The organism is Paenibacillus sp. FSL M7-1414 (genome assembly GCF_038003195.1).
GTDB lineage: Bacteria > Bacillota > Bacilli > Paenibacillales > Paenibacillaceae > Paenibacillus > Paenibacillus amylolyticus.
Map to the genome: position 1 here is coordinate 2,269,772 of NZ_JBBOOS010000001.1, position 21,426 is coordinate 2,291,197.

Below are 21,426 nucleotides of genomic sequence, written 5' to 3' on the forward strand. Positions count from 1 at the left end.
AGGCGGGGAGATGAGTACTACCGCAGAAGTAATGGCACATCTGGCATCGGGTAATACACGTCAGCAGGACGCCTATCATGTGTTACAGAGCAGTGGATTACTTGATATATTAGCTGACTATCACCCATATCCAGCAGGAACGGTGCCAATTGATATTGATATACCTGGAAGTGATCTGGATCTGCTGTGTTATGCAGAGGATCTGGACTTGTTTGAAGCCGAGATACACAATCGAATTGGAGCCGTTGCTGAGTATGAATGTGTACGTGGTGGGGATCTTCCAGACCAACGTCCTTATGTGACTTGTAATTTGCAAGTGGGACATTGGCCTGTGGAGATTTTTGCCCAATCCGTGCCAGTTTACAGGCAGAATGCATACTTACATATGATCGTAGAGTGGAGATTGTTGCAACTGTGGGGAGACGCGGGACACCGTGAGATCCGCAGACTGAAACAGGCAGGGTGGAAGACGGAGCCTGCTTTTGCTTCTGTACTTGGATTACAGGGAGATCCATATGTGGACATGCTGCATCTTGCAGAGATGAAACGTGAAGATCTCTGGAACTGGGCGCGTTCGCGCACGTCTTTTTGAACGGTTTAGCATAACCCTTTGGTCAGATTAGAAAGATGGCTACAATTGTTGTTACCGTGAGTCCCAGCAGTACAGGTTTCAGGTTGCGTCTTGCAAGTTCAAAAGGATTGACTCCGCAGATTGCAGCAGCAGGAATCAATGCCCATGGAATCAAGGTTCCGCCACCTACCCATATGGCTGCAACCTGACCTAATGCTGTCAGCACAGGTGCGGAATCTGCCGAACCTGCAAACATGGACGCAATCGAGCCAACCAGGGATATCCCCGAGAACCCCGAACCATCCATTCCGGTCACTGCTCCGGTTACCGTCATTGTGATTGCGCCTACCGTATCATTCAATGGTACCAGTCCAGCAAGGGCGACCCCAAGATCATTCACGATCCCGTGTGAACCTTCAGGAAGAGGGTTAATGAACAACTCCGTAATCGCAGCATCTCCCAGATAAAAAAATGCGGCTATGGGAATAACCGGTCCAAACACCTTGAAACCAAACTGAAATCCTTCTATTAAATAGTTGGTCGTTTCCTCTGGTCCGGCATGTCGATGTGCGGCAAGGGTGACAGCAATCAGTATAACCACAGCGGTTCCGCCAATCAGAGCTGTTGCATCGCCGCCTTGCAATTTCAATACAAACATCAGAATCACATCAACTGCGAATAACAGAGGGATAAGCAGAGCGAACACCTTTTTCAGACGGCGCGACATGACTTGACGTTCAACAGGCAGATTGCCAGGTTGAGAAGTGGACACAGCTTCTGATGAGGAAAAAGGTTCCGTGCTCACGGTACCTGATGTAACGTTTGGGGAATGAACAGGTGAACCTGATTTCATCTCTTTGCGCAGCATCCAGAAGGCTGTAAGTGTAGATACGGTGCCCATGACAATGACCAAAGGAATGCTGGCCGTCATGACGGAAGTGACTGGTAGACCCGCTGCATCGGCCGTAAGTTTGGGAGCCCCCTGAATAATGTAATCTCCCGAAAGTGCTATCCCATGTCCAAACAGGTTCATGGCAATAGCAGCTCCAATCGGAGGAAGGCCTACACGCACGGCTACTGGAAGCAGTACAGCACCGACCAAAGCTACTGCTGGGGATGGCCAGAAAAATAGTGATACTACCATCATGATCAATCCGATACCCCAATACGCGACCTGAGGAGAACGGATAAACCGGGTGACGGGTGTTACCATGACCTCATTAATGCCGGTTCTGATTAGAACACGGCTCATCGCCACAATAATCGAGATGATAAAGATCGTACTCAGCAATTCTTTTGTTGCATAGATAAAACTGCTGAAGATCCCAGCAACTGACCCGCTTAAGGTTTCGGTTGCCAGAAGTCCAATGGTCATAATACCCGCGACACAGATGATGGTGGTGTCCCTGCGCCGGATCATTACCGCAATAATCAAGACGATAAATGCCAGATAGACATAGTGTAACGCAGTGAGTTGAATATTCATCGAACAGGCCTCCCTACATCCTGGTGACTAACCCGAGGAGTGATATATCGTATGCATGTCAAGATCGGGCGTTCGTGGAGTCCGGGGCTTGCCGCAGCATTTATTTTTAGGGAGAAGCTTCTGAGTAATAATGAAGGATTTTTTTTACAACTGGAGAATTTATTACTACATGAAGCTTGTTACTCTTGAAATTGGAGTGGATGGAAGTCACCAGAATTGATATGTGAAGGTCACGGGACCCCATAGACAGTGGCAAGCAGGGGTGATTACAATAAACATGCCATCATAAGGAAGAAAATAGAAAAAAACTATGTTGAAATAAAGTGTGTGTTCAATAAGTCTGGTTTCAGTACAGCGGACTTTTTGAACTACCTCTAAAAGGGCGGGAATCCATAATCCATGAGCTTTATCCGTTCACTTCGTTTTAAATTTATAGTGGGTCTTACATTGATCATGCTGCCATTATTCATGCTGCTTTATTACAACAACGTCTACGCCATGAAAGTTGTACGTGACAAAGTATCCCTCACCAATATGAATCATCTCGCCAAGAGTGTGGAGCAGAATGAACGTGTGTTACAGGAGACGAATCGGTATTTATATAGTCTGGGCGAGCGGGACCCGGATATTATCTCTCTGTTTTTTCTGAAATACGGCAGCGGCGATTATATCATTGCAAAGCAACGGATTATGAACAAATTCATGACAGATATCGGTTTTTATAATCTAATCGATTCTTTTTTTCTATATGATGCCGTGAATGATGATCTGCTGCTCGCCACTTCAGGCAATTATGATGTCAAAAAGTCGGTTGTGCAGGAGAGTATGCCAGTCCAGATGCAGCAATTGGAAGGGGATATCCAGAAGCCGGAATGGAGCATCGTGCGTGGCGGGACGTGGAATGCGCTGGTGAAAACGGTGCGAATCAACCAGCAGTTCTATGCAGGTGCACTTGTTGATATGAATGCACTGAATCATACACAACAATTCACTGAATCCGGAGATCGGGGAGGTGCAGTCATTGTTGGAACAGACGGTGGGGCACTATCGGATTCCACATTGAATACTGCACAGATTCAGCTGGCTGCAGCGCATCTTCCCGGCCTGAAGAATCCGTATCAGGTGATCTCTGAAGTTGTGAACAAGGGAGAAGCACGTCAATATTTGATGTTGGGTACTGCCTCGGCCATGTCCCAGATGAATTATATCGTGCTGCTGCCTGAGGAAGACATGATGCGTAACCTCCCGTTTTTCCAGCAGATCATTCGTCTGCTTCCTATTGGTGCGGCAGTAATTCTGGTTACTGCACTGATCTTTTTGCGGCATCTGTTATTCCGCCCGATGAATGCGTTAATCCGAGGCATGAGAAGGGTCAGCCGTGGAGATCTCGATGTGAAGCTGGACCCGCCATCTTCGTCGGAGCTTGAATTTATGACACGAAGTTTCAATCAAATGACCAGTGAGATCCGGCATCTGAAGATTGATGTGTATGAGGAACAGTTGCGGACGCGGGAGGCAGAGTTCAAACAACTGCAGATGCAGATCAATCCTCACTTTTACCTGAATTCACTCAATATTATTCATAGCCTGGCTTCCTTGCAAAAACATGAGTTGGTGCAGCAGATGGCTGGTCATCTGGCCGATTATTTTCGATTCAGTCTGCGTGCAGGCAAACGTGTTATTCGTCTGGATGAAGAGCTCGAGCACATTCGTCATTACTTAGAAATTCAAAAGCTGAGGTTTCCAAGCAGATTCGATTTTGAACTGGATGTTGAGCCGAATCTGGGACATTATGTGATTCCGCCATTAACCATTCAGCCTTTTGTGGAGAATGCCATTATTCATGGATTTCAGCGCCGGACACAAGCCTTTGTCATTCGGATCGTGGCGCGCCTCGGTGAGAAGTCGTCCGGTCAGGTCGATGGGACGGTGCTTCAACTGATGATTGTGGACAATGGTGTTGGATTTGAAGAGGAATTGTTGGGGCGTCTGCAACATGGACAATACGCTGAAGATCCGAGTGGACAACATATCGGTATATGGAACGTGGCTCATCGGCTTTTAGTAAAGTATGGTGATCAAGCCAGTTTGCAGTTTGGCAATGAGGTGGATCATGGCGCCAAAGTCATCATTGATTTACCCGCTCAGACCGAAGAGGAAGAAGGGGGAGCCTATGCGGAACCTGTTGATCGTGGATGATGAAGTGTATGCATTACAAGCAATGGTGGAAGGAGTCGATTGGCAAGCAGCAGGCATTGACCAGGTATACAGTGCTGGTGATGCCGAAGAGGCAAGAAAGATCTTAAAGGCTAATGCTATTGATATCATGATCTGTGATATCGAGATGCCTGGTGAAACAGGGCTTGACCTGCAAAGTTGGGTGTTAAAACATGATCCAGGTATAATGACCATTTTCCTGACAGGGCATGCTTTATTCGATTATGCTCAGACAGCCATTAAGCTAAACAGCTTTGATTATGTGTTGAAGCCGGCTCCAGCGGATCAATTGATTAAGGTAGTAACCCAGGCGGTGGAGAAGATCAAGGATGGAGAGCAGCGTTCCCGTACCAACGAAGTTTATGAGACCGTATACAAACGCTGGAAAACCCATAAACCGCTGCTGACGGAACGCTTCTGGAAAGATGCCATCTCTCAGCGTATCACGTTAACCGAACAACGGTTGCAAGAGCTCGCAGAACTGTATGGTGCCGAGATTGATCCGCATGCTCGTGTGTTACCTATTGTGATCTCAGTAGAGGAATGGGTGCGTGATTTTGATTTGCGTGACGAAGAGGTATTGGAATATGCCCTTCGTAATGCAGCCAAAGAGATGCTGCTTAGCGACAAGCCCGGTGAGGTGTTTCAGGATCAAAGTGGATTAAATATTGTGCTTGCTTATGAGCAAGATGGCATCATTCCGAGTGCGAGCGAAGTGGCACAACGTTGTCAGGGATATATTCAGGAATGTGGTACGTATTTCTACTGTCGGTTGTCCTGTTATGTTGGTGCCCCGGTTGCTGTGACTGAGCTGCAAGGCATGTTAAATGAACTGATGGATATGGAGCGGCGCAATATTAAGGAGCTTGAAGAAGTTTTTGTCTATGATGAGCGGGGAAGAGATCAGGAAGATCGCTTTTTGCCTATTCCATGGTTTTCGGAATTATCTATTCTTTTTGAGACAGGTAAAGTAGGGGATTTGCGAGAACGTGTGGATGAGATTTTTGAGTTGCTTGCTGCCCAAGAGGGTTTATCTCCTGAAATGCTGCATCTCTACTATCATGCCATGCTGCATGTGGTCTATCCGCTGCTTCATCAGAAAAACGTGTCAATACGCAGTCTGTATCCGGGTGAACGGGAGCCGGAGGAGAGTATGGTGACAAGGTCGTTGCCGCAGTTGAAGCAGTGGACGGCTGATCTGATTGATCGTGTTATCCCGGTGTTGTACCCGGACGATCATAGCCCTATGACCATTGTGGATCAGTTGTGCGTTTATATTGAAACTCATATTGGTGAAGAACTTATGCGAGAGGAACTTGCAGCTTTTGCCGGATTCAATCCAGCTTATCTATCACGTCTGTTTCGGAAAGAGAAGGGGATGTCCCTGTCTGAGTTTATTCTGCAGGGCAGAGTAGCCAAAGCGAAGACATTGTTGTCCCAGTCCACCGTCAAAGTGACGGATATCGCTGGCAAGGTGGGGTACTACAATTACTCGCATTTCACCAAAATGTTCAAAAAGTGCACGGGTATAACGCCACAGGAGTTTCGAAAACAGTCACGTACCGTATAGTTCAGGGCGCAGCATGCTGCGCCTTTTGTTTTGTTTAATTTGGCACTAAAGTCATAATTTGATAAGTCAACAGGTCACCACAGCAGATAGAGGTCTTACTCGCCCCGCCGTATACTTGAACCACAGGAGCCGCAACGGAGCTTCATCCTGAGGAAGAATTCAAGAGGAGTGAGGGAGAACAAGTTATGAAGACACAACCCCAGGCGGGTAAGGGAGTACGGATATCGGAAATACCGGGAGAAACAGTCCGAAAGCGCAAGTCTGTGTGGCACAATCTTGGCAAATTCAAGGTGCTGTATCTCATGTTCTTGCCAGGTGTCCTGTTTCTGCTGGTGAACAACTACATGCCGATGTTCGGCGTTCTGATCGCATTCAAAAATGTAAACTATGCTGATGGTATTTGGGGTAGCCCATGGAGTGGATGGGACAATTTTAAATATTTGTTCTCAACCAGTGATGCATGGGAAATTACCCGAAATACACTCGCGTATAACACGGTGTTCATTGCACTGAATCTCTTAGTAGGTGTCGGGCTTGCTATTCTGCTCAATGAAGTGAAGAACAAGGCAATGTCCAAGTTATATCAATCACTTATGTTATTACCGTATTTCTTGTCCATGATTGTGGTCAGTTATCTGGTACTGGCTTTCCTGGGCAAGGATTCAGGCTTCATGAACTCAACGGTTCTGCAGATGTTCGGCGGTCAGCCGATCGACTGGTATTCAGAGCCGAAGTATTGGCCGTATATTTTGCCACTGGTGAACACATGGAAAAATATTGGATATTATGCCGTCATTTATCTGGCAGCTGTCGTGGGTATCGATGAAGAATATTATGAAGCAGCTGTGCTCGATGGCGCAACCAAATGGCATCAGATACGCTTCATTACCATTCCGTTTCTCGTCCCATTAATCGTCATTATGACGTTATTGCAAATTGGCCGTATATTCTATGCAGACTTCAGTCTGTTCTACCAGGTTCCATTGGAATCGGGAGCGCTGTTCCCTGTAACGAATGTACTGGATACCTATGTATATCGAACGTTCCTTATCGGTGGAGATATCGGGATGTCATCAGCAGCCGGTCTATACCAAGCAATCGTTGGATTTGTACTGGTGCTTGTATCCAATACCATCGTAAGGCGAATAGATAAAGATAATGCATTATTTTGAGAGGAGGCAAGTCAGCTGTGAAATCACGTGATCCACTAGCCGTATCGAAGCGTTCCGCATCCGTTATTCATGCGATGTTTCTATTCTATGCCATTGCCTGTATCGTGCCGATCCTGCTTGTCTTCGCCATCTCATTTTCGGACGAGACAACAGTAATTGCCAATGGATATAAGCTTATTCCAGAGAAATTCAGCCTGACGGCTTATGAGTTTCTGTTCAGAGATATGGATCAGATCATTCACTCGTATGGTATATCCTTTATCGTTACCGTTGTAGGTACCATTACAAGTGTTGCGCTGACCGCATTGTATGCGTATCCGCTCTCACGGAGAGATCTGCCTTACCGGGGCTGGTTCGCCTTTTTCATCTTCTTCACAATGTTGTTCAATGGGGGTCTGGTACCTTGGTACTTGGTCTATGTCAACGTATTGGATCTGAAAAACTCCCTACTGGCACTCATTATGCCGCTACTGCTATCCCCATTCTTTGTACTGGTCATGCGTACATTCTTCGCGAACTCCATTCCGGTGTCTATTCTGGAATCGGCTCGGATTGATGGTGCGGGAGAATTGAGAACGTTTGCACGTATCGTGCTTCCGCTCTCTCTTCCCGTAATGGCAACCGTCGCGTTGTTCAGTACATTGAATTACTGGAATGACTGGTACCTTAGTATGATTTTTATATCAGATAACCGGACGATCAGCCTTCAGTACCTTATGTACCGGACGTTGCTCGATATTCAATATTTAACAACCAACTCCAACGTCTCTTCACAGATTTCGTCGCAGGGTGGATTGCTGAATCTGCCTAACAAAACTCTGCAAATGGCGATGGCTGTGGTCGGTATTGGTCCAATTGTACTGGCATATCCGTTCTTCCAGCGTTATTTCATCAAAGGTCTTACGGTTGGCGCTGTGAAGGGATAACTCTGAACCGGTTAGCGGAGTGGGCAAGGTAAATGAAGATGGACTGAAAGGGCATATACAGAAGTAGTTATCGGTTTAATTGTGAATTGGGGAATTCGGTTGTATGGTTCAACACATGACAGGAGGGGTTCAATTGGTTAGATCATTAAAGGTATGGTCACGCATGATGGCAACGGTTATGGCGCTGAGCCTGGTGCTGGCAGCTTGCTCATCAGACAAGGGTGGAACAACAACACCTAGCGCAGAAGGCGGAGGAGCAAGTGAAGGTGGGGGCAAACCCTATGAAGTGACACTGTTCTACCCAGGGACACCACAGAAGGATGTCGCTCTGGTGGAAGCCGAGATTAACAAAAAGATGGAACCAAAGATCGGGGCTACGCTTAAGATCAATGCAATTGACTGGGGACAGTGGGATAACAAGCTGAATCTCATGATTTCCTCAGGTGAAAAATCAGACATTATCTTCACAGCAGCTTGGCAGAACTACACGGTGAATGTAGCTAAAGGCGCATTCTTGCCCTTGAATGATCTGCTTGATGCACATGGTCAGGATATTAAGAACAACCTGGACCCTGCCTTTCTGGAAGGTTCCCAGGTGGACGGCGTGAATTACGGCGTTCCTACGAATAAGGAACTCGCTGCCACACGTGGTGTGTTGGTACGTAAAGATCTGGCTGACAAGTATAAACTGGACCTGACAGCTGTAAAGACATGGGCTGATCTGGAGCCACTTCTCAAAACAATCAAGGAAAACGAGCCAGCCATCACACCATTCTATATGTCCAATACCAATGGTAACGGGCTGTTAGAGAATCTGGATTGGGATTATCTCGGTGATGCTTCCGTACCTGGAGTTATCTCCAAAACAGCAGGCGGAACAACGGTGCTGAATGAAGTGGAGACCCCAGAATTCAAAGAAGCGGCTGAACTCGCTCGCAAGTGGTATCAAGCGGGATATATCAACAGTGATGCTGCTACGTCCAATGTGTTCCCGAAAGACCAGGCGAAGGCTGGAAAAGCGTTTCTCTGGACGGATGGCATGAAGCCAGGCAAGGATAAAGAAGAAGAAGGGTATGTGGGTTTCCCACTGACTCAGATTGAGATGACACAGCCGACAATCACGACGGGTGATGCGTCTGGAGCGATGCTTGCAATCTCCCGTTCTTCCGAGCAACCGGAGAAAGCGATGCAGGTCATTAACCTGCTGCATTCCGACAAGGAAATTAACAACTTGTTAAACTTCGGAATTGAAGGTACACATTATGTGAAAAAAGACGGACAGGATAATATCATTGCTCTCCCTGATGGCGTAGATGCCAACAGTCGTACCTACAATCCAGGTGCACAATGGCAACTGGGTAACCAATTCCTGAACTTCCTCTGGGATAATGAAGATCCACAGAAATGGGAGAAGTTCAAAGAGTTTAACGCCAAAGGTGTGAAGTCGCCAGCACTGGGCTTTACGTTCAACAGCCAATCTGTCAAAAATGAAATTGCTGCGGTCAACAACGTGAACAAACAGTTCAAGCCGGGTATGACATCCGGCGCAGTTGATCCAAATGAGATGATTCCGAAATATCTGGAGAAGTTGAAAGCAGCGGGAATTGATAAAATTATTGCAGCCAAACAGGAACAACTCGATGCATTCTTGGCTAAGCAATAAATGATCGTCAGCCATGACAGAGAGACCTGTGTTATTACAAGCTCTTGTCAGCGGTGAAAATGGAGGACGTTTTCGGTGAACAACCGAAGACGTTCTTTTTATTGTTGTTTTTTTGATTTGGATTGTTAATCATAAATAGGAAAAATATGATATAATAAGGTGGTTGATTAGGGGGTGTTCGTGTGTCGAGAACCAGACTTGTGTTCTCAGGGGCGTTATTGCTATTTGCTATTATCTTTACATGTAACCATCATCTTGGTTTTTCTGTTGGAGATACCATGCTGTCAGCAATAGGTATATCACCGTATACTACATCTTACTTGAGTGGAGTTCATATCACACTTTTCCTCGGGTTGGGGATATTCGCGTGTGGATTTTACCTTACTCGCAAAGAAATCGGGAAATCATTCCCCGCTCTTGCAAAAGGGTTATGGATCGTAGTTATCGCTATCGTTCTCAGTTATTCGTACATGACGGATAAATTCATGTATGTAGCCAAGTGGGGAGCTTCAGGCATTAATGCGGTATCCTATGTACAGAATGCAAGTTCTTGTACCTTTAACGTGCTGAAAACGGGTGAGACCCGAGCAACCTGTGATCTGACACTCAAAAATTACGGCAGAGATTCCGTATCCGCCGTGTTATTGCCTGATCTCGCACGTAGTTATAAGTTAAAGGACGATCCCCTATTGGAAGCCTTGCAGTCTGTCCAATTAAGGCCCGTACATGTTGAGATTGAACGCCATGGAACGTTTACAGGTAAGTTGGAGTTTTACGGGAAAGCGGAATCCCCTCTGTTCGTCAATGGGAAACTTATGGATATTGTGCTGGATGTAGGCGTGGATGGAGCGAATACGGTATTTGATTATGATATTCCATAGTTGATATTTTCATAGAAAAAAAGAATAATTACATAAACAGAAGTGGAATAAAGTTTGAGTTGAATAGAACGATTAAAGATATATACTGAAATTAGATAGAGAGCTGGCTAATCGCTGGCTCTTTTTGTGCGTGGAAGTTGCATTTAGTGCAGAAATATTGGTTTTATCTCCTTTCCCCTTGAATTGGTAACGCTTACGCTAGATAATGAATCGGTTTGTCTCAAAAAAATAGTTTGTCTTTAGCGCTTACATCATTACAATTAATGTCACGACAAATTAAGACAAGGTGAGATGAAAAAATGTCATATCGGACAAACCTCTTTTCCAAAATGGTCATTCTTATTCTGATTATGCTGATTCCTGTAGTGCTTTTGTACTGGTACTCCAATCACAAAACAACAGCTGTTCTCAGAGATGAGTTGAATCGATCGAATAGTAACCAGCTTGAATTTTTCCAAAATCAAGTGAACACACACATCGAACTGTTATCCTCATGGCCGAATCTGCTCATACATGATCCTGATATTGGCAGCTTCCGGCGAATCTATGCGGACAGTAACTACTTTGATCTGGATGCGATCAACCTGGTCAAACGTATTCAGAATAAGCTGAGTATTCAGGAAAGCTCATCCAATTGGGCCACGAAATTATATCTGTATTCTCCTTCGCTGGGCAGGGTGGTTTCCGAAAGGGACGCACGTTCTTACGATAAAGAAGCGCTAAGGGAAAATATCATTTCCGGCTGGGATGTACGCAAAATTCAGGATGGGGAAGATGATCGGTTCATGTTTAGCTGGATTACGGTATCTCCATACGGTATTAAAGACCCGGCTAATAATGCAGAAACGATTATTAAACTGGAGTTTGATAGTGACAACATTCGGGATATGCTCGACAAATTCAAAGACGATGGCAGGCATGACCCCTTCTATTTCCGTGAAGAATCGGGGGTTATCTATAACCGGACTTCAGATCGTTCATTAACGAATCAGTTGATGGAAGAACTGTCCATCCATAAACTTCAGGACGTTGATAATCGTACAGTAGTGATCGGGAACGAGCCATATATGGTCAACACTGTGAAATCCAGTACAACAGGCTGGTATTTGGTGGACTATATGCCGCTATCAGATATTCTGAAGCCCATTCATCAATCAAATATGCTGTTCTATTCTTCCATGATTTGTTTGTTGTTAATGAGTTTTGGTGTGGCGTATTTGTTCTATGTACAGGTGCAGGTACCAGTGAAACAACTCATTCGAGGGTTCCAGCGGTTGAAGCAGGAGGATTATTCCGTGAGGATTAAGCCAAAGGGCCGCAATGAATTCAGTTTCCTGTCCGAACGTTTCAACTTGATGGTGGAGCAGATCCAGCAGTTATTTGAACACGTTTACCTGGAACAGATTCATGTACGTGAAGCTCGGTTGAAGCAGCTGCAATCGCAGATTAACCCGCACTTTTTCTATAATTGTTTCTCCTTCATTACAAGTATGGCGAAACTCAAGCGTATGGACGCTGTTGTAGCGATGTCGCATAATCTATCGCGCTATTATCGGTATACGACAAGACAGGAGCGGGACGTGGTACCGTTGACAGAAGAGATTGAATTTGTCAGCTGTTATCTGGAGATCCAACGGATGCGTATGGACCGCATTCATTACAAGATTGATCTGTCTGATGAGATGTTAAGACAGGAGGTACCGCCACTCATCGTGCAACCCCTAGTGGAGAATGCGGTAATTCACGGTATCGAAGCGGACGCGGAGGCCGGAGAAATAAGAGTATCCGGGGAAAAACAGGGCGGTGTCATGGTTCTTGTGGTTGAAGATGATGGGCAAGGCATGACACAGGAGGCACGTGAGGCGCTTCTGAATAAGCTCAGGGGAACGATGGATCAGGAGATGGGCTGTGGCCTGTGGAATGTGAATCAGAGACTCCAGCTTCGATATGGGGAGCAGGCAGGACTGGATGTAACGGAATCGGAACTTGGTGGATTACGCGTTACGCTGTCATGGCCTGCCGAACAGGAGTTTCTTCTGGAGAATGAAGGATAAGCACTTGGAATGTGTAGCGCAAGATGAACGATGGAATCCATTTGCAGAATGAACGAAATAGGGAGTGAATCACTTGATTGATATATTACTGGTAGATGATGAGACATACGTAACAGAAAGTCTGGAACTTACGATCCCCTGGGGAGAGCTTGGAGTAACGACCGTGCTGCGTGCCGCATCCGGTAAGGAAGCGTTGGAGATTATGGAGGAAAATGCAGTAGATATCGTGGTTACCGATATTCGCATGCCTGGCATGTCCGGACTGGATCTCATTGCAGAGGTAAGCAAGCGCTGGTCTCATATCCGCTGTATTTTACTAACGGGTCACAGTGATTTTGATTATGCTAAAAAAGCCATTCAATTGCAGGCAGCGGACTATATCCTGAAACCCGTAAACGATGATGAGTTTATGGGATCGGTGTCGGCAGCCATTACGTCTCTTCGCGATGAGTGGGATGAATTCGATAAATATCACCGGCTTTTATACAGTCGGAAGTCTGACTATAAAATTTTACGAGAAAATCTCATGCATGATCTGCTGCTGGGGCGTGAGATCACGGCGCGGGCACTTCGGGAACAACTGCAACAATATGAGATTCATATCGATCCAGAACAATCGGCTGTGATGATGCTGATTCGCCTTACAGGACGTTTCTCATCAATGGACCAGCAGTCTCTGGATCTGATGGATTTTGCGGTAGGTAATATTGCAGAGGAAGTACTCGGAGAGCAATTTAACGTGTGGTTTGGTCGCGGACCCCATGAGTGTCTGGTTATGTTCTTGCAGAATCAAGATCAGATCGTAGCTCCGCAGATGGACTTGGAGACGCTGAGAATCTCAGCTGAAACTTTCCGTGAGCATGTCATTCGATATTTACAGGGAGATCTGTCCATGGTAGTTACACCGTCATTTCCCTTTAACGAGTTGACAGCAGCTTATCGAAAAAGTCTGGGTTCGCTTGTCCTTTCAGGACCGGAAGAACACAAAATTATATATATGGACATGGATCAGGCACTCAGCAAAAGACCGGAGAATGATGCAACGCAGGCGCTCGAAGAGCTGTACAAACCGCCTGTACTTCCGCAATTGCTTGAGACCAAGCAATGGGAAGCGGCAGCCCGTAAGCTGAACACGGTCTTTGACGCGGCAGAACAGGTACGATTGTCCAGAGAACATGTGTATGAGATGTATCTGTCGGTAACTAATGCATTTATGTATATCGCCCATAAACAGGGGCATCTGGTGCATGAGATTGATCATGCGGGATTCGATCTGCTCCTTGCTCATCAGTTGATTCAATCCCCCGAGAAGCTGCGGCGTTGGGCTACCGAGATGCTGGCGAAGCTTCAGGAAGAGTTGTCCGATCAGGAAGGTGTGCAGAGCCGCAGGCATGTAATCAAGCAGGTTCAGGAGCTGGTAACAAGAGATACAGGACAGGATCTGTCGGTGAAGATGATTGCGGACAAGGTATATTTACACCCTGTATATCTATCGAAAATTTACAAGGCAGAGACAGGGGAAGGTCTTGGGGACTATATGATTCGTATGCGCATGGAGCGTGCTCTGTATCTGCTTAAGAATAGTAATAAAAAAATATACGAGATTACGAGTGAACTTGGCTATCAAAATCCGCAATATTTCAGCAAAATGTTCAAAAAACATTATGGTATGACACCAAATGAATTTCGAGATCAGGCATAATTTCAACAACATTCCAGAATATAGGTTGGCAAAGGTGCAGAAATCTTGATTTCGTATCATAGGCTCAAAGGCCTGGTCAGCCTATAATGAAAGGGTAACCAAAACGATTTAAGGGGGAACAACATGAGAGCGCAATCAACGAAAAAGAGATTCTTGACGCTTCTCGCTACAACGCTGAGTCTAACTGTCGTTCTTGCAGGATGTTCAGGAGGCAGTGGGGGCGGAGATAGTGCAACACCAAGTACATCTGGAACCCAAAACGAATACAAAGAGAAATATGATCCGGCAGTTACTATTACTACAGCATGGGGAATCGATCCAGAGCTGAAATTTAAAAATGGCGAATCCATGGAAAATAACGTGGCAACCAAGTGGGCCAAAGATCAATTCGGGATTGAAATCAAATCGTTGTGGTCAGTAACAGACACAAATGGAGCATTTGCAACCAAGCTTCGTCTTGCGATGTCATCAGGACAGGAAATGCCTGATATTGTAAACGTAGGTGATAATCTGCTTGCTCAGGATCTGATTGATTCTGGAATGTATCAAGAAGTAGGTCCACTGTTCGATAAATATGCTTCGGACACATGGAAAAAAGCAATTGAACAAGATCCAAACGTATGGAACCAGTATAGTCGTGATGGCAAAAGAATGGGTATCCCTGTTCTGGATTATGCCTACAACAATGATTACTTGCTCTGGATTCGTCAGGATTGGCTGGATAAGCTGAACATGAAGGCGCCAAAAACCATCGACGAACTAGAAGCTGTTATGGAAGCATTCAAAAACAATAACCCTGACGGCTTGGCTCCTGATAAAGTCACTCCGCTCAGCATTGGTTTCAAAACTTCCATGAATACATGGATGGGAGACCCATCTTGGATCTTCGGAGCATATGGAACATTGCCGTTCCAATGGAATCTGGGGGAAGACGGCAAGCTGGAGTATGGCTCCATCAATCCGGGTATGAAGCAAGGTCTGACCAAATTGAGCGAATGGCTCAAAAAAGGATATATCCCGCAGGAAGCAGCTCTATGGGATGAGAACAAAACAGCAGAGCCAGCAGTTGCAGGAACTGCCGGTATTATTCCAGGACCTTACTGGATGAGTGGATGGCCACTTCTCGATACAGTGAAAAATGTACCGAGTGCCGTGTGGAAACCGATTGAAATTCCTACCGGTCCTGAAGGCAAAGCGATGCGTCACGGGACACAGTTCGTTAATGGTGTTACGTTGATCAAAAAAGATATGGCGCACCCAGAAGCATTCTTTACGTACCAGAACTACCTGTTCGACAATTATGCAGACCCGGCACCAGGTAGCCCTTATGATAACGGTCTGTTTGCAGGCTATGACTATCAACTGGATGCAAATGGAAAACAAATGCCGATTGACGAGATCGAAGGCGGATACGTGAACGTTGTACGTTATTTGCTTGTTCGTGACGGTGCTCGTATTCCAGATGCACAGATGAAAGCTCTGATGAATTTGGCCAATGGCAAAGAGCCGGAAACCAAGCTTGAAAAAGATGTTGCTGTCAACTACGGTAAAGAGACTCCAGCAGCAGCGAAAGTGTTGCTGAGCCAAGAAGAAATTTCCTTCAAGAACATGTTCACAGGTCCGACAACAAAGACGATGAAATCCAAGCTTGACTATTTGAACAAAATCGAGAATCAAGCATTTAACGAAATTATCTATGGCAAAAATCCGGTTGATGCGTTTGATACCTTTGTACAAACGTGGAAATCCGGTGGCGGTGACCAAATTACGCAAGAGGTTAACGAATGGTATGACAGTGTGAAAAAATAGTTACAAGCAGCGCTCAGACGACTAACGTCTGGGCGCTTTTTTTGTTTATTCAAGTTAAGGCAAAGTGGTTGAATTTGTGCCATTTATATTGCTTTTATGTGCTGTTTGGACCCCGTAAAAGGTTGATATAATCGCATTATAAGCCACTCAGGGAGTACTTGAGTAGGAAGAAATACAGGGGGAGCAATCATGAGAACTTTGAAACGCACTTGGCCATTCCACGTTATGCTGTTGCCAGCCATTATCTTTCTGATTATCTTCAGTTATGTGCCTATGGGCGGAATCATTATGGCGTTCCAGAACTACAAGCCATGGCTTGGGATTAGCGGTTCTGAATGGGTTGGGCTGGACAACTTTAGATATTTGTTTGAACGTGAAGACAGCTTACAGGTCATCTGGAACACATTAATTATTGCTGTACTTAAACTGATTTTCAATTTATTTGTTCCATTTGTTTTTGCCATTCTTTTGAATGAGGTTCGCAAGATGGCTGTACAGCGAACGATTCAAACACTCGTATATTTACCTCACTTCTTGTCCTGGGTCATTCTGGGCGGGATTTTGATAGATCTGTTGTCAACAGGCGGCTTGGTTAACCGGGTTCTGGGAACCTTTGGACTTGGGCCATATTTCTTCCTGGGAGACAACAGTTGGTTCCGATCTACGGTCATTCTGACAGATGTGTGGAAAGAATTTGGCTATAACATGATTGTCTTTCTGGCTGCCCTTGCCGGAATTAATCCAGCGTTGTACGAAGCAGCGGAGATTGACGGAGCAGGACGCTGGAAACAGACACTGCACATTACAATCCCTTCGCTTGTGCCGATGTTGATGGTTGTAGGAACACTGGCGCTTGGTAACGTACTGAATGCCGGATTTGACCAGATATTCAACTTGTATAACCCGCTCGTATATCAAACGGGTGACATCATTGATACATTCGTATATCGTTCCGCAATGCAGAATGGTGAGATGGGCTTTGCAACCGCGATCGGATTATTCAAATCGGTTATTAGTATGATCTTGATTCTTGTATCGTACAGCTTAGCCAAAAAATACGCTGGATATCGCATATTCTAAACGAATGAAGAGAGAAAGAAGGGACCACGATGTATCATAAATCATTGCCTTATCGCGTGTTTAATATAGTCAATACCTGCTTTCTGATTTTGGTCGCCATTATGTGTATCGTACCAATGATTCATGTACTGGCAGTATCCTTTAGTACAAAGGCTGCTGCCGATGCCAATCTGGTCAATCTCTGGCCCGTAGGTTTTTCACTTGAGGCTTACAAAAAAACGATGAACAATCCAATTTTCTTGAACTCGCTCTGGATTTCACTTCTACGTACAGTGATTGGTACAGCTATTACCTTGCTGATTACGTTCCTGGCGGCGTATCCGTTGTCCAAAGAGAATAGTGAATTCAAAGGCAGAACGATCTACTCCTGGATTTTTGTATTCAGTATGATTTTCAACGGGGGACTGGTGCCGTTCTACATGGTTATCCAGAAGATCGGGTTGATGGATTCCTTCTGGGTACTGGTACTCCCAGGAGCAGTTAACACATTCCTTGTCATTCTGATGCTGAACTTCTTCCGCGGTATTCCAAAAGAGCTGGAGGAAGCGGCGCTCATGGATGGAGCTAACCATTTCAGAACATTGTTCAGGATCTTCCTTCCCATTTCGATGCCGTCCATTGCAACAATTGCATTGTTCAGTATGGTGTTCCACTGGAATTCCTGGTTTGATGGATTGCTCTACATGAATAACGCCAAGGATTACCCACTTGCTACATTTATGCAAACGGTCATTATTGGACGTGATATGAGTAGCATGAGCATGAATCCAAAAGAAATGGAAGCTCTCTCTCAAACTACGGTAAGGGCAGCTCAGATCTTCATCGGAAGTGCACCAATCTTGATTGTGTATCCTTTCCTGCAACGTTTCTTTGTTAAAGGTATGACGTTGGGCTCAGTTAAAGGCTGAGCCTGTACCCCAAATTAATGGAGGTTGATACAGTGAGCAACTTGACGGAAAAAACATTCATTCTGGGAATGGATGTGTCCTTTATGGATGAAATCGAACAGCATGGCGGGAGTTATAGTGATGTGGATGGCAAGGAACAAGACTTGCTGTCCATCCTGAAGATTAATGACGCTAACGCGATACGACTTCGAATCTGGAATGATCCTGTTGGTGGATTCTGCAATCTGGAGCGGACGGTGGAGATAGCCAAACGGATCAAGGAACAGGGATTGAAATTTTTGCTTGATTTCCATTATTCTGATCGCTGGGCTGATCCAGCCAATCAATGGAAGCCGAAAGCATGGGAGAATCTGTCCTATGAAGAGCTTCAACGTGCGGTATGCATGTATACGGCTGACGTTCTGAGAACGTTGAAGGAACACGATGCGCTTCCGGACATGGTGCAGGTGGGCAACGAGATTACACCAGGCATGTTATGGAATGAGGGACGTGTGGGTGGAGAAGAGCATGATACGGATGAACAGTGGGAGCGTTTTGCAGGCCTTGTGAAGTATGGGATTGCTGCGGTCAAATCCGTTGACGCGGATATTCAGATTATGATACATATTGATCGTGGTGGAGATAACGCCGAGAGCCGCAAGTTTTACGATCGCTTTGAAGCACTGGGTGTGGAGTTTGATATCATTGGTCTCTCGTATTACCCTTGGTGGCATGGAACACTCGATGCGTTACGTGACAATCTTCATGATCTGGCTGAGCGTTATGGCAAACCTATCAATGTAGTTGAAACCGCTTATCCCTGGACGCTGGAGCAGCCGGAAGGCATTGAATGGATTTTGAATCAGGAAGATATGTTGTTACCAGGATACCCTGCAAGTGTAGAGGGACAGACCAAATATCTGAAGGATCTATTGCAGATTATTCGCGAAGTTCCTGGTGGTTTGGGGCACGGATTCTATTATTGGGAACCTGCCTGGATACCAAGTAAAGAAGAATGGTCCGTCGGACATCCGAATAACTGGGGCAACCTCACCATGTTTGATTTTAAAGGTCGCAAGTTGGAATCGTTTACAGCACTTGCTACTGTTGAAGAATCAGATGTTGTGACATACGTGTAATCTAGCGTAATACGTATCGTCTGTGAAGTCGTTGTTATCGTTATCGTATATAAACTAAAAAAACAGTAATTAAAGCAAGGGAGTTGTCCTTATGACATACAAATTTCCACCTGTAAGTTCCAAAGCCCCGCACATGTTGCATGGCGCAGACTATAACCCGGAGCAATGGCTCCGCTATCCTGAAGTTCTGGAAGAAGATATTCGCTTGATGAAGCTTGCCAAGTGTAACGTGATGTCCATTGGTATCTTCTCGTGGGTATCCCTTGAGCCGGAAGAGGGCGTATACACGTTTGAATGGCTGGATCAGGTGTTGGATCGTTTTGCAGCAAACGGTATCTATGCATTCCTCGCTACACCAAGTGGTGCCAGACCTGCTTGGATGTCCGCGAAGTACCCGGAAGTGCTCCGTGTATCCGAGAAGCGTGTCCGCAATCTGCATGGTTTCCGTCACAACCACTGTTATACTTCCCCGGTATACCGTGAGAAGGTTACTGCGATCAACACAAAACTGGCAGAACGTTATTCGGATCATCCGGCTGTAATTGGCTGGCATATCTCGAACGAGTTCGGCGGAGACTGTCATTGTGATTATTGTCAGGAAGCATTCCGTGGTTGGGTTCAGAAGAAGTATAAAACACTCGATGAACTGAATCATTCGTGGTGGACCACATTCTGGAGCCATACGGTTACAGACTGGAGTCAAGTGGAATCTCCGGCGCCACACGGTGAGACACAGGTACACGCAATGAATCTGGACTGGCGCCGTTTCGTTACGGATCAGACAGCTGATTTTATCGTGCATGAAACGAAACCATTAAAAGCTCAGAATCCTGATCTGCCAGTCACAACCAACCTGATGGAATTCTATGGTGGTCTGAACTATTGGAAGTTCGCTGATATTCTGGATTTCCTCTCTTGGGACAGTTATCCGACTTGGCATGATGCCGATGACGACGCGAAACAGGCATCACGTATCGCGATGATGCATGATATCGTTCGTTCCATCAAAGGCGGTCAGCCGTTCTTGCTGATGGAGAGTACTCCAAGTTCGACGAATTGGCAAGATGTCAGCAAGCTGAAAAAACCTGGCATGCATCTGCTCTCTTCTCTCCAGGCTGTGGCACATGGCTCCGATAGTGTTCAGTACTTCCAATGGAGAAAAAGCCGGGGGTCCAGTGAGAAACTTCATGGTGCGGTAGTAGACCACGTAGGAACGGAACACACTCGAGTGTTCCAAGATGTTACCGACGTTGGAACGGCTCTTGAAGGTATGGAAGCGATTGTAGGAACAGCGGTTCCGGCAGAAGTTGCAATCATATTTGATTGGGAAAACCGCTGGGCCGTTAATGATTCCCAGGGTCCGCGTAATATCGGTGTGAAGTATGAGCAGACCGTGGAAGAGCATTACGAAGCGTTTTGGAAAAAGGGAGTCGCTGTAGACGTTATTGATATGGATGCAGATCTGTCCAAGTACAAGCTGCTGATTGCGCCAATGCTCTATCTGGTACGTGAAGGTGTCGGGGAACGTATTGAAAAGTTTGTAGAACAAGGTGGTACGTTTGTAGCAACTTACTGGTCTGGTATTGTTAACGAAAACGATCTGTGTTTCCTGGGTGGATTCCCAGGCCCGCTGCGTAAGACACTTGGCATCTGGTCCGAGGAAATTGACGGATTGCATGATCGTGATCTGAACGGAATCATTCCGGAGAAGGGCAATGAGCTTCAGCTCAATACAGCGTATGATGCAATTGAACTGTGTGATCTGATTCATCTGGAAGGCGCGAAGTCCCTGGCTACGTACCGTTCTGACTTCTATGCTGGACGCCCTGCATTGACGGTTAACCAGTTGGGTTCAGGAAAAGCATATTACGTAGCGACACGTCTGAAAGCACCATTCTATGATGATTTCTATGCGAAGCTAATCGCTGACCTGAACATTGAGCGTGGACTTGAAACTGAGCTGCCTGCCGGAACAACGGCACATACGCGTACAGATGGTACAGCAGATTATGTGTTTGTACAGAACTACACGCCAGATGAGAAGCTGGTTGAACTAGATGGACAGTCCTATACCGATCTGCTCAGTGGTGATGCTGTGAAAGCAAGTCTCAGCTTGAAGCCATATGACATTTGTGTTCTGCGCAGACCGGCTGCCCGGAAATAATGTAGATTCTATATGTTACTAAATAAATGAAGTTAGTAATTAGAAAAAGAGTGCCCTGAACGCCTGCATTGGTGTTCAGGGCATCTTTTTTATTTTATGCATTTG

At 45.8% G+C, this 21,426-nt stretch carries 15 protein-coding genes; 14 read left to right on the forward strand and 1 reads right to left on the reverse strand.

Going from position 1 to position 21,426, the window contains the following annotated elements; genetic code table 11:
• Positions 1–10 precede the first annotated feature (10 nt).
• A complete protein-coding gene (locus tag MHH92_RS10350; RefSeq protein ID WP_340903564.1) occupies positions 11–592 on the forward strand; it encodes a DUF4269 domain-containing protein in 582 nt (193 codons plus the stop codon).
• Between the two features lie 22 nt (positions 593–614).
• Here MHH92_RS10350 and MHH92_RS10355 read toward each other — a convergent pair whose 3' ends face one another.
• Positions 615–2,057: a hypothetical protein gene (locus tag MHH92_RS10355; RefSeq protein ID WP_340903566.1), complete on the reverse strand. Its 1,443-nt coding sequence runs from the start codon at positions 2,055–2,057 to the stop codon at positions 615–617.
• Between the two features lie 399 nt (positions 2,058–2,456).
• Between MHH92_RS10355 and MHH92_RS10360 the strand changes: the two genes are divergently transcribed.
• The 13 genes from MHH92_RS10360 to MHH92_RS10420 all read left to right on the forward strand — a co-directional run bounded on the left by MHH92_RS10360 (position 2,457) and on the right by MHH92_RS10420 (position 21,321).
• Positions 2,457–4,256: a sensor histidine kinase gene (locus MHH92_RS10360; RefSeq protein WP_076249870.1), complete on the forward strand. Its 1,800-nt coding sequence runs from the start codon at positions 2,457–2,459 to the stop codon at positions 4,254–4,256.
• Positions 4,231–5,844 carry a response regulator transcription factor gene (locus MHH92_RS10365; RefSeq protein ID WP_340903568.1) on the forward strand — a complete coding sequence of 538 codons (1,614 nt, stop codon included), beginning with the start codon at positions 4,231–4,233 and terminating at the stop codon, positions 5,842–5,844. The genes MHH92_RS10360 and MHH92_RS10365 overlap by 26 nt, the downstream gene beginning before the upstream one ends.
• Positions 5,845–6,029: 185 nt before the next feature.
• Positions 6,030–7,016: an ABC transporter permease gene (locus MHH92_RS10370; protein ID WP_036670214.1), complete on the forward strand. Its 987-nt coding sequence runs from the start codon at positions 6,030–6,032 to the stop codon at positions 7,014–7,016.
• 17 nt (positions 7,017–7,033) lie between these two features.
• Positions 7,034–7,942: a carbohydrate ABC transporter permease gene (locus tag MHH92_RS10375; RefSeq protein WP_017689303.1), complete on the forward strand. Its 909-nt coding sequence runs from the start codon at positions 7,034–7,036 to the stop codon at positions 7,940–7,942.
• A gap of 133 nt (positions 7,943–8,075) precedes the next feature.
• Positions 8,076–9,605: an ABC transporter substrate-binding protein gene (locus tag MHH92_RS10380; RefSeq protein WP_340903571.1), complete on the forward strand. Its 1,530-nt coding sequence runs from the start codon at positions 8,076–8,078 to the stop codon at positions 9,603–9,605.
• Between the two features lie 182 nt (positions 9,606–9,787).
• The gene (locus tag MHH92_RS10385; protein WP_076318457.1) at positions 9,788–10,486 is read left to right on the forward strand and encodes a hypothetical protein; all 699 of its coding nucleotides are present in this window, start codon (positions 9,788–9,790) and stop codon (positions 10,484–10,486) included.
• A gap of 299 nt (positions 10,487–10,785) precedes the next feature.
• Complete coding sequence (locus MHH92_RS10390) at positions 10,786–12,540, forward strand: sensor histidine kinase (protein WP_036609555.1); 1,755 nt, start codon at positions 10,786–10,788, stop codon at positions 12,538–12,540.
• 73 nt (positions 12,541–12,613) lie between these two features.
• The gene (locus MHH92_RS10395; protein WP_237176029.1) at positions 12,614–14,242 is read left to right on the forward strand and encodes a response regulator; all 1,629 of its coding nucleotides are present in this window, start codon (positions 12,614–12,616) and stop codon (positions 14,240–14,242) included.
• Between the two features lie 123 nt (positions 14,243–14,365).
• Positions 14,366–16,051 carry an extracellular solute-binding protein gene (locus MHH92_RS10400; RefSeq protein ID WP_076249867.1) on the forward strand — a complete coding sequence of 562 codons (1,686 nt, stop codon included), beginning with the start codon at positions 14,366–14,368 and terminating at the stop codon, positions 16,049–16,051.
• 189 nt (positions 16,052–16,240) lie between these two features.
• Complete coding sequence (locus tag MHH92_RS10405; protein ID WP_017689297.1) at positions 16,241–17,131, forward strand: ABC transporter permease; 891 nt, start codon at positions 16,241–16,243, stop codon at positions 17,129–17,131.
• Between the two features lie 29 nt (positions 17,132–17,160).
• Entirely contained in the window at positions 17,161–18,039 is an 879-nt protein-coding gene (locus MHH92_RS10410; protein WP_036670224.1) for a carbohydrate ABC transporter permease, read from the forward strand.
• A 32-nt stretch (positions 18,040–18,071) separates the two neighbouring features.
• The gene (locus MHH92_RS10415; RefSeq protein ID WP_083656916.1) at positions 18,072–19,157 is read left to right on the forward strand and encodes a glycoside hydrolase family 53 protein; all 1,086 of its coding nucleotides are present in this window, start codon (positions 18,072–18,074) and stop codon (positions 19,155–19,157) included.
• Between the two features lie 91 nt (positions 19,158–19,248).
• A complete protein-coding gene (locus MHH92_RS10420) occupies positions 19,249–21,321 on the forward strand; it encodes a beta-galactosidase (protein WP_340903582.1) in 2,073 nt (690 codons plus the stop codon).
• Positions 21,322–21,426: the final 105 nt, after the last annotated feature.

Coding starts and splice junctions, on each gene's coding strand:
- MHH92_RS10350 (WP_340903564.1), top strand. CDS start 11: ATGAGTACTACCGCAGAAGTAATGGCACATCTGGCATCGGGTAATACA.
- MHH92_RS10355 (WP_340903566.1), bottom strand. CDS start 2,057: ATGAATATTCAACTCACTGCGTTACACTATGTCTATCTGGCATTTATC.
- MHH92_RS10360 (WP_076249870.1), top strand. CDS start 2,457: ATGAGCTTTATCCGTTCACTTCGTTTTAAATTTATAGTGGGTCTTACA.
- MHH92_RS10365 (WP_340903568.1), top strand. CDS start 4,231: ATGCGGAACCTGTTGATCGTGGATGATGAAGTGTATGCATTACAAGCA.
- MHH92_RS10370 (WP_036670214.1), top strand. CDS start 6,030: ATGAAGACACAACCCCAGGCGGGTAAGGGAGTACGGATATCGGAAATA.
- MHH92_RS10390 (WP_036609555.1), top strand. CDS start 10,786: ATGTCATATCGGACAAACCTCTTTTCCAAAATGGTCATTCTTATTCTG.
- MHH92_RS10400 (WP_076249867.1), top strand. CDS start 14,366: ATGAGAGCGCAATCAACGAAAAAGAGATTCTTGACGCTTCTCGCTACA.
- MHH92_RS10405 (WP_017689297.1), top strand. CDS start 16,241: ATGAGAACTTTGAAACGCACTTGGCCATTCCACGTTATGCTGTTGCCA.
- MHH92_RS10410 (WP_036670224.1), top strand. CDS start 17,161: ATGTATCATAAATCATTGCCTTATCGCGTGTTTAATATAGTCAATACC.
- MHH92_RS10420 (WP_340903582.1), top strand. CDS start 19,249: ATGACATACAAATTTCCACCTGTAAGTTCCAAAGCCCCGCACATGTTG.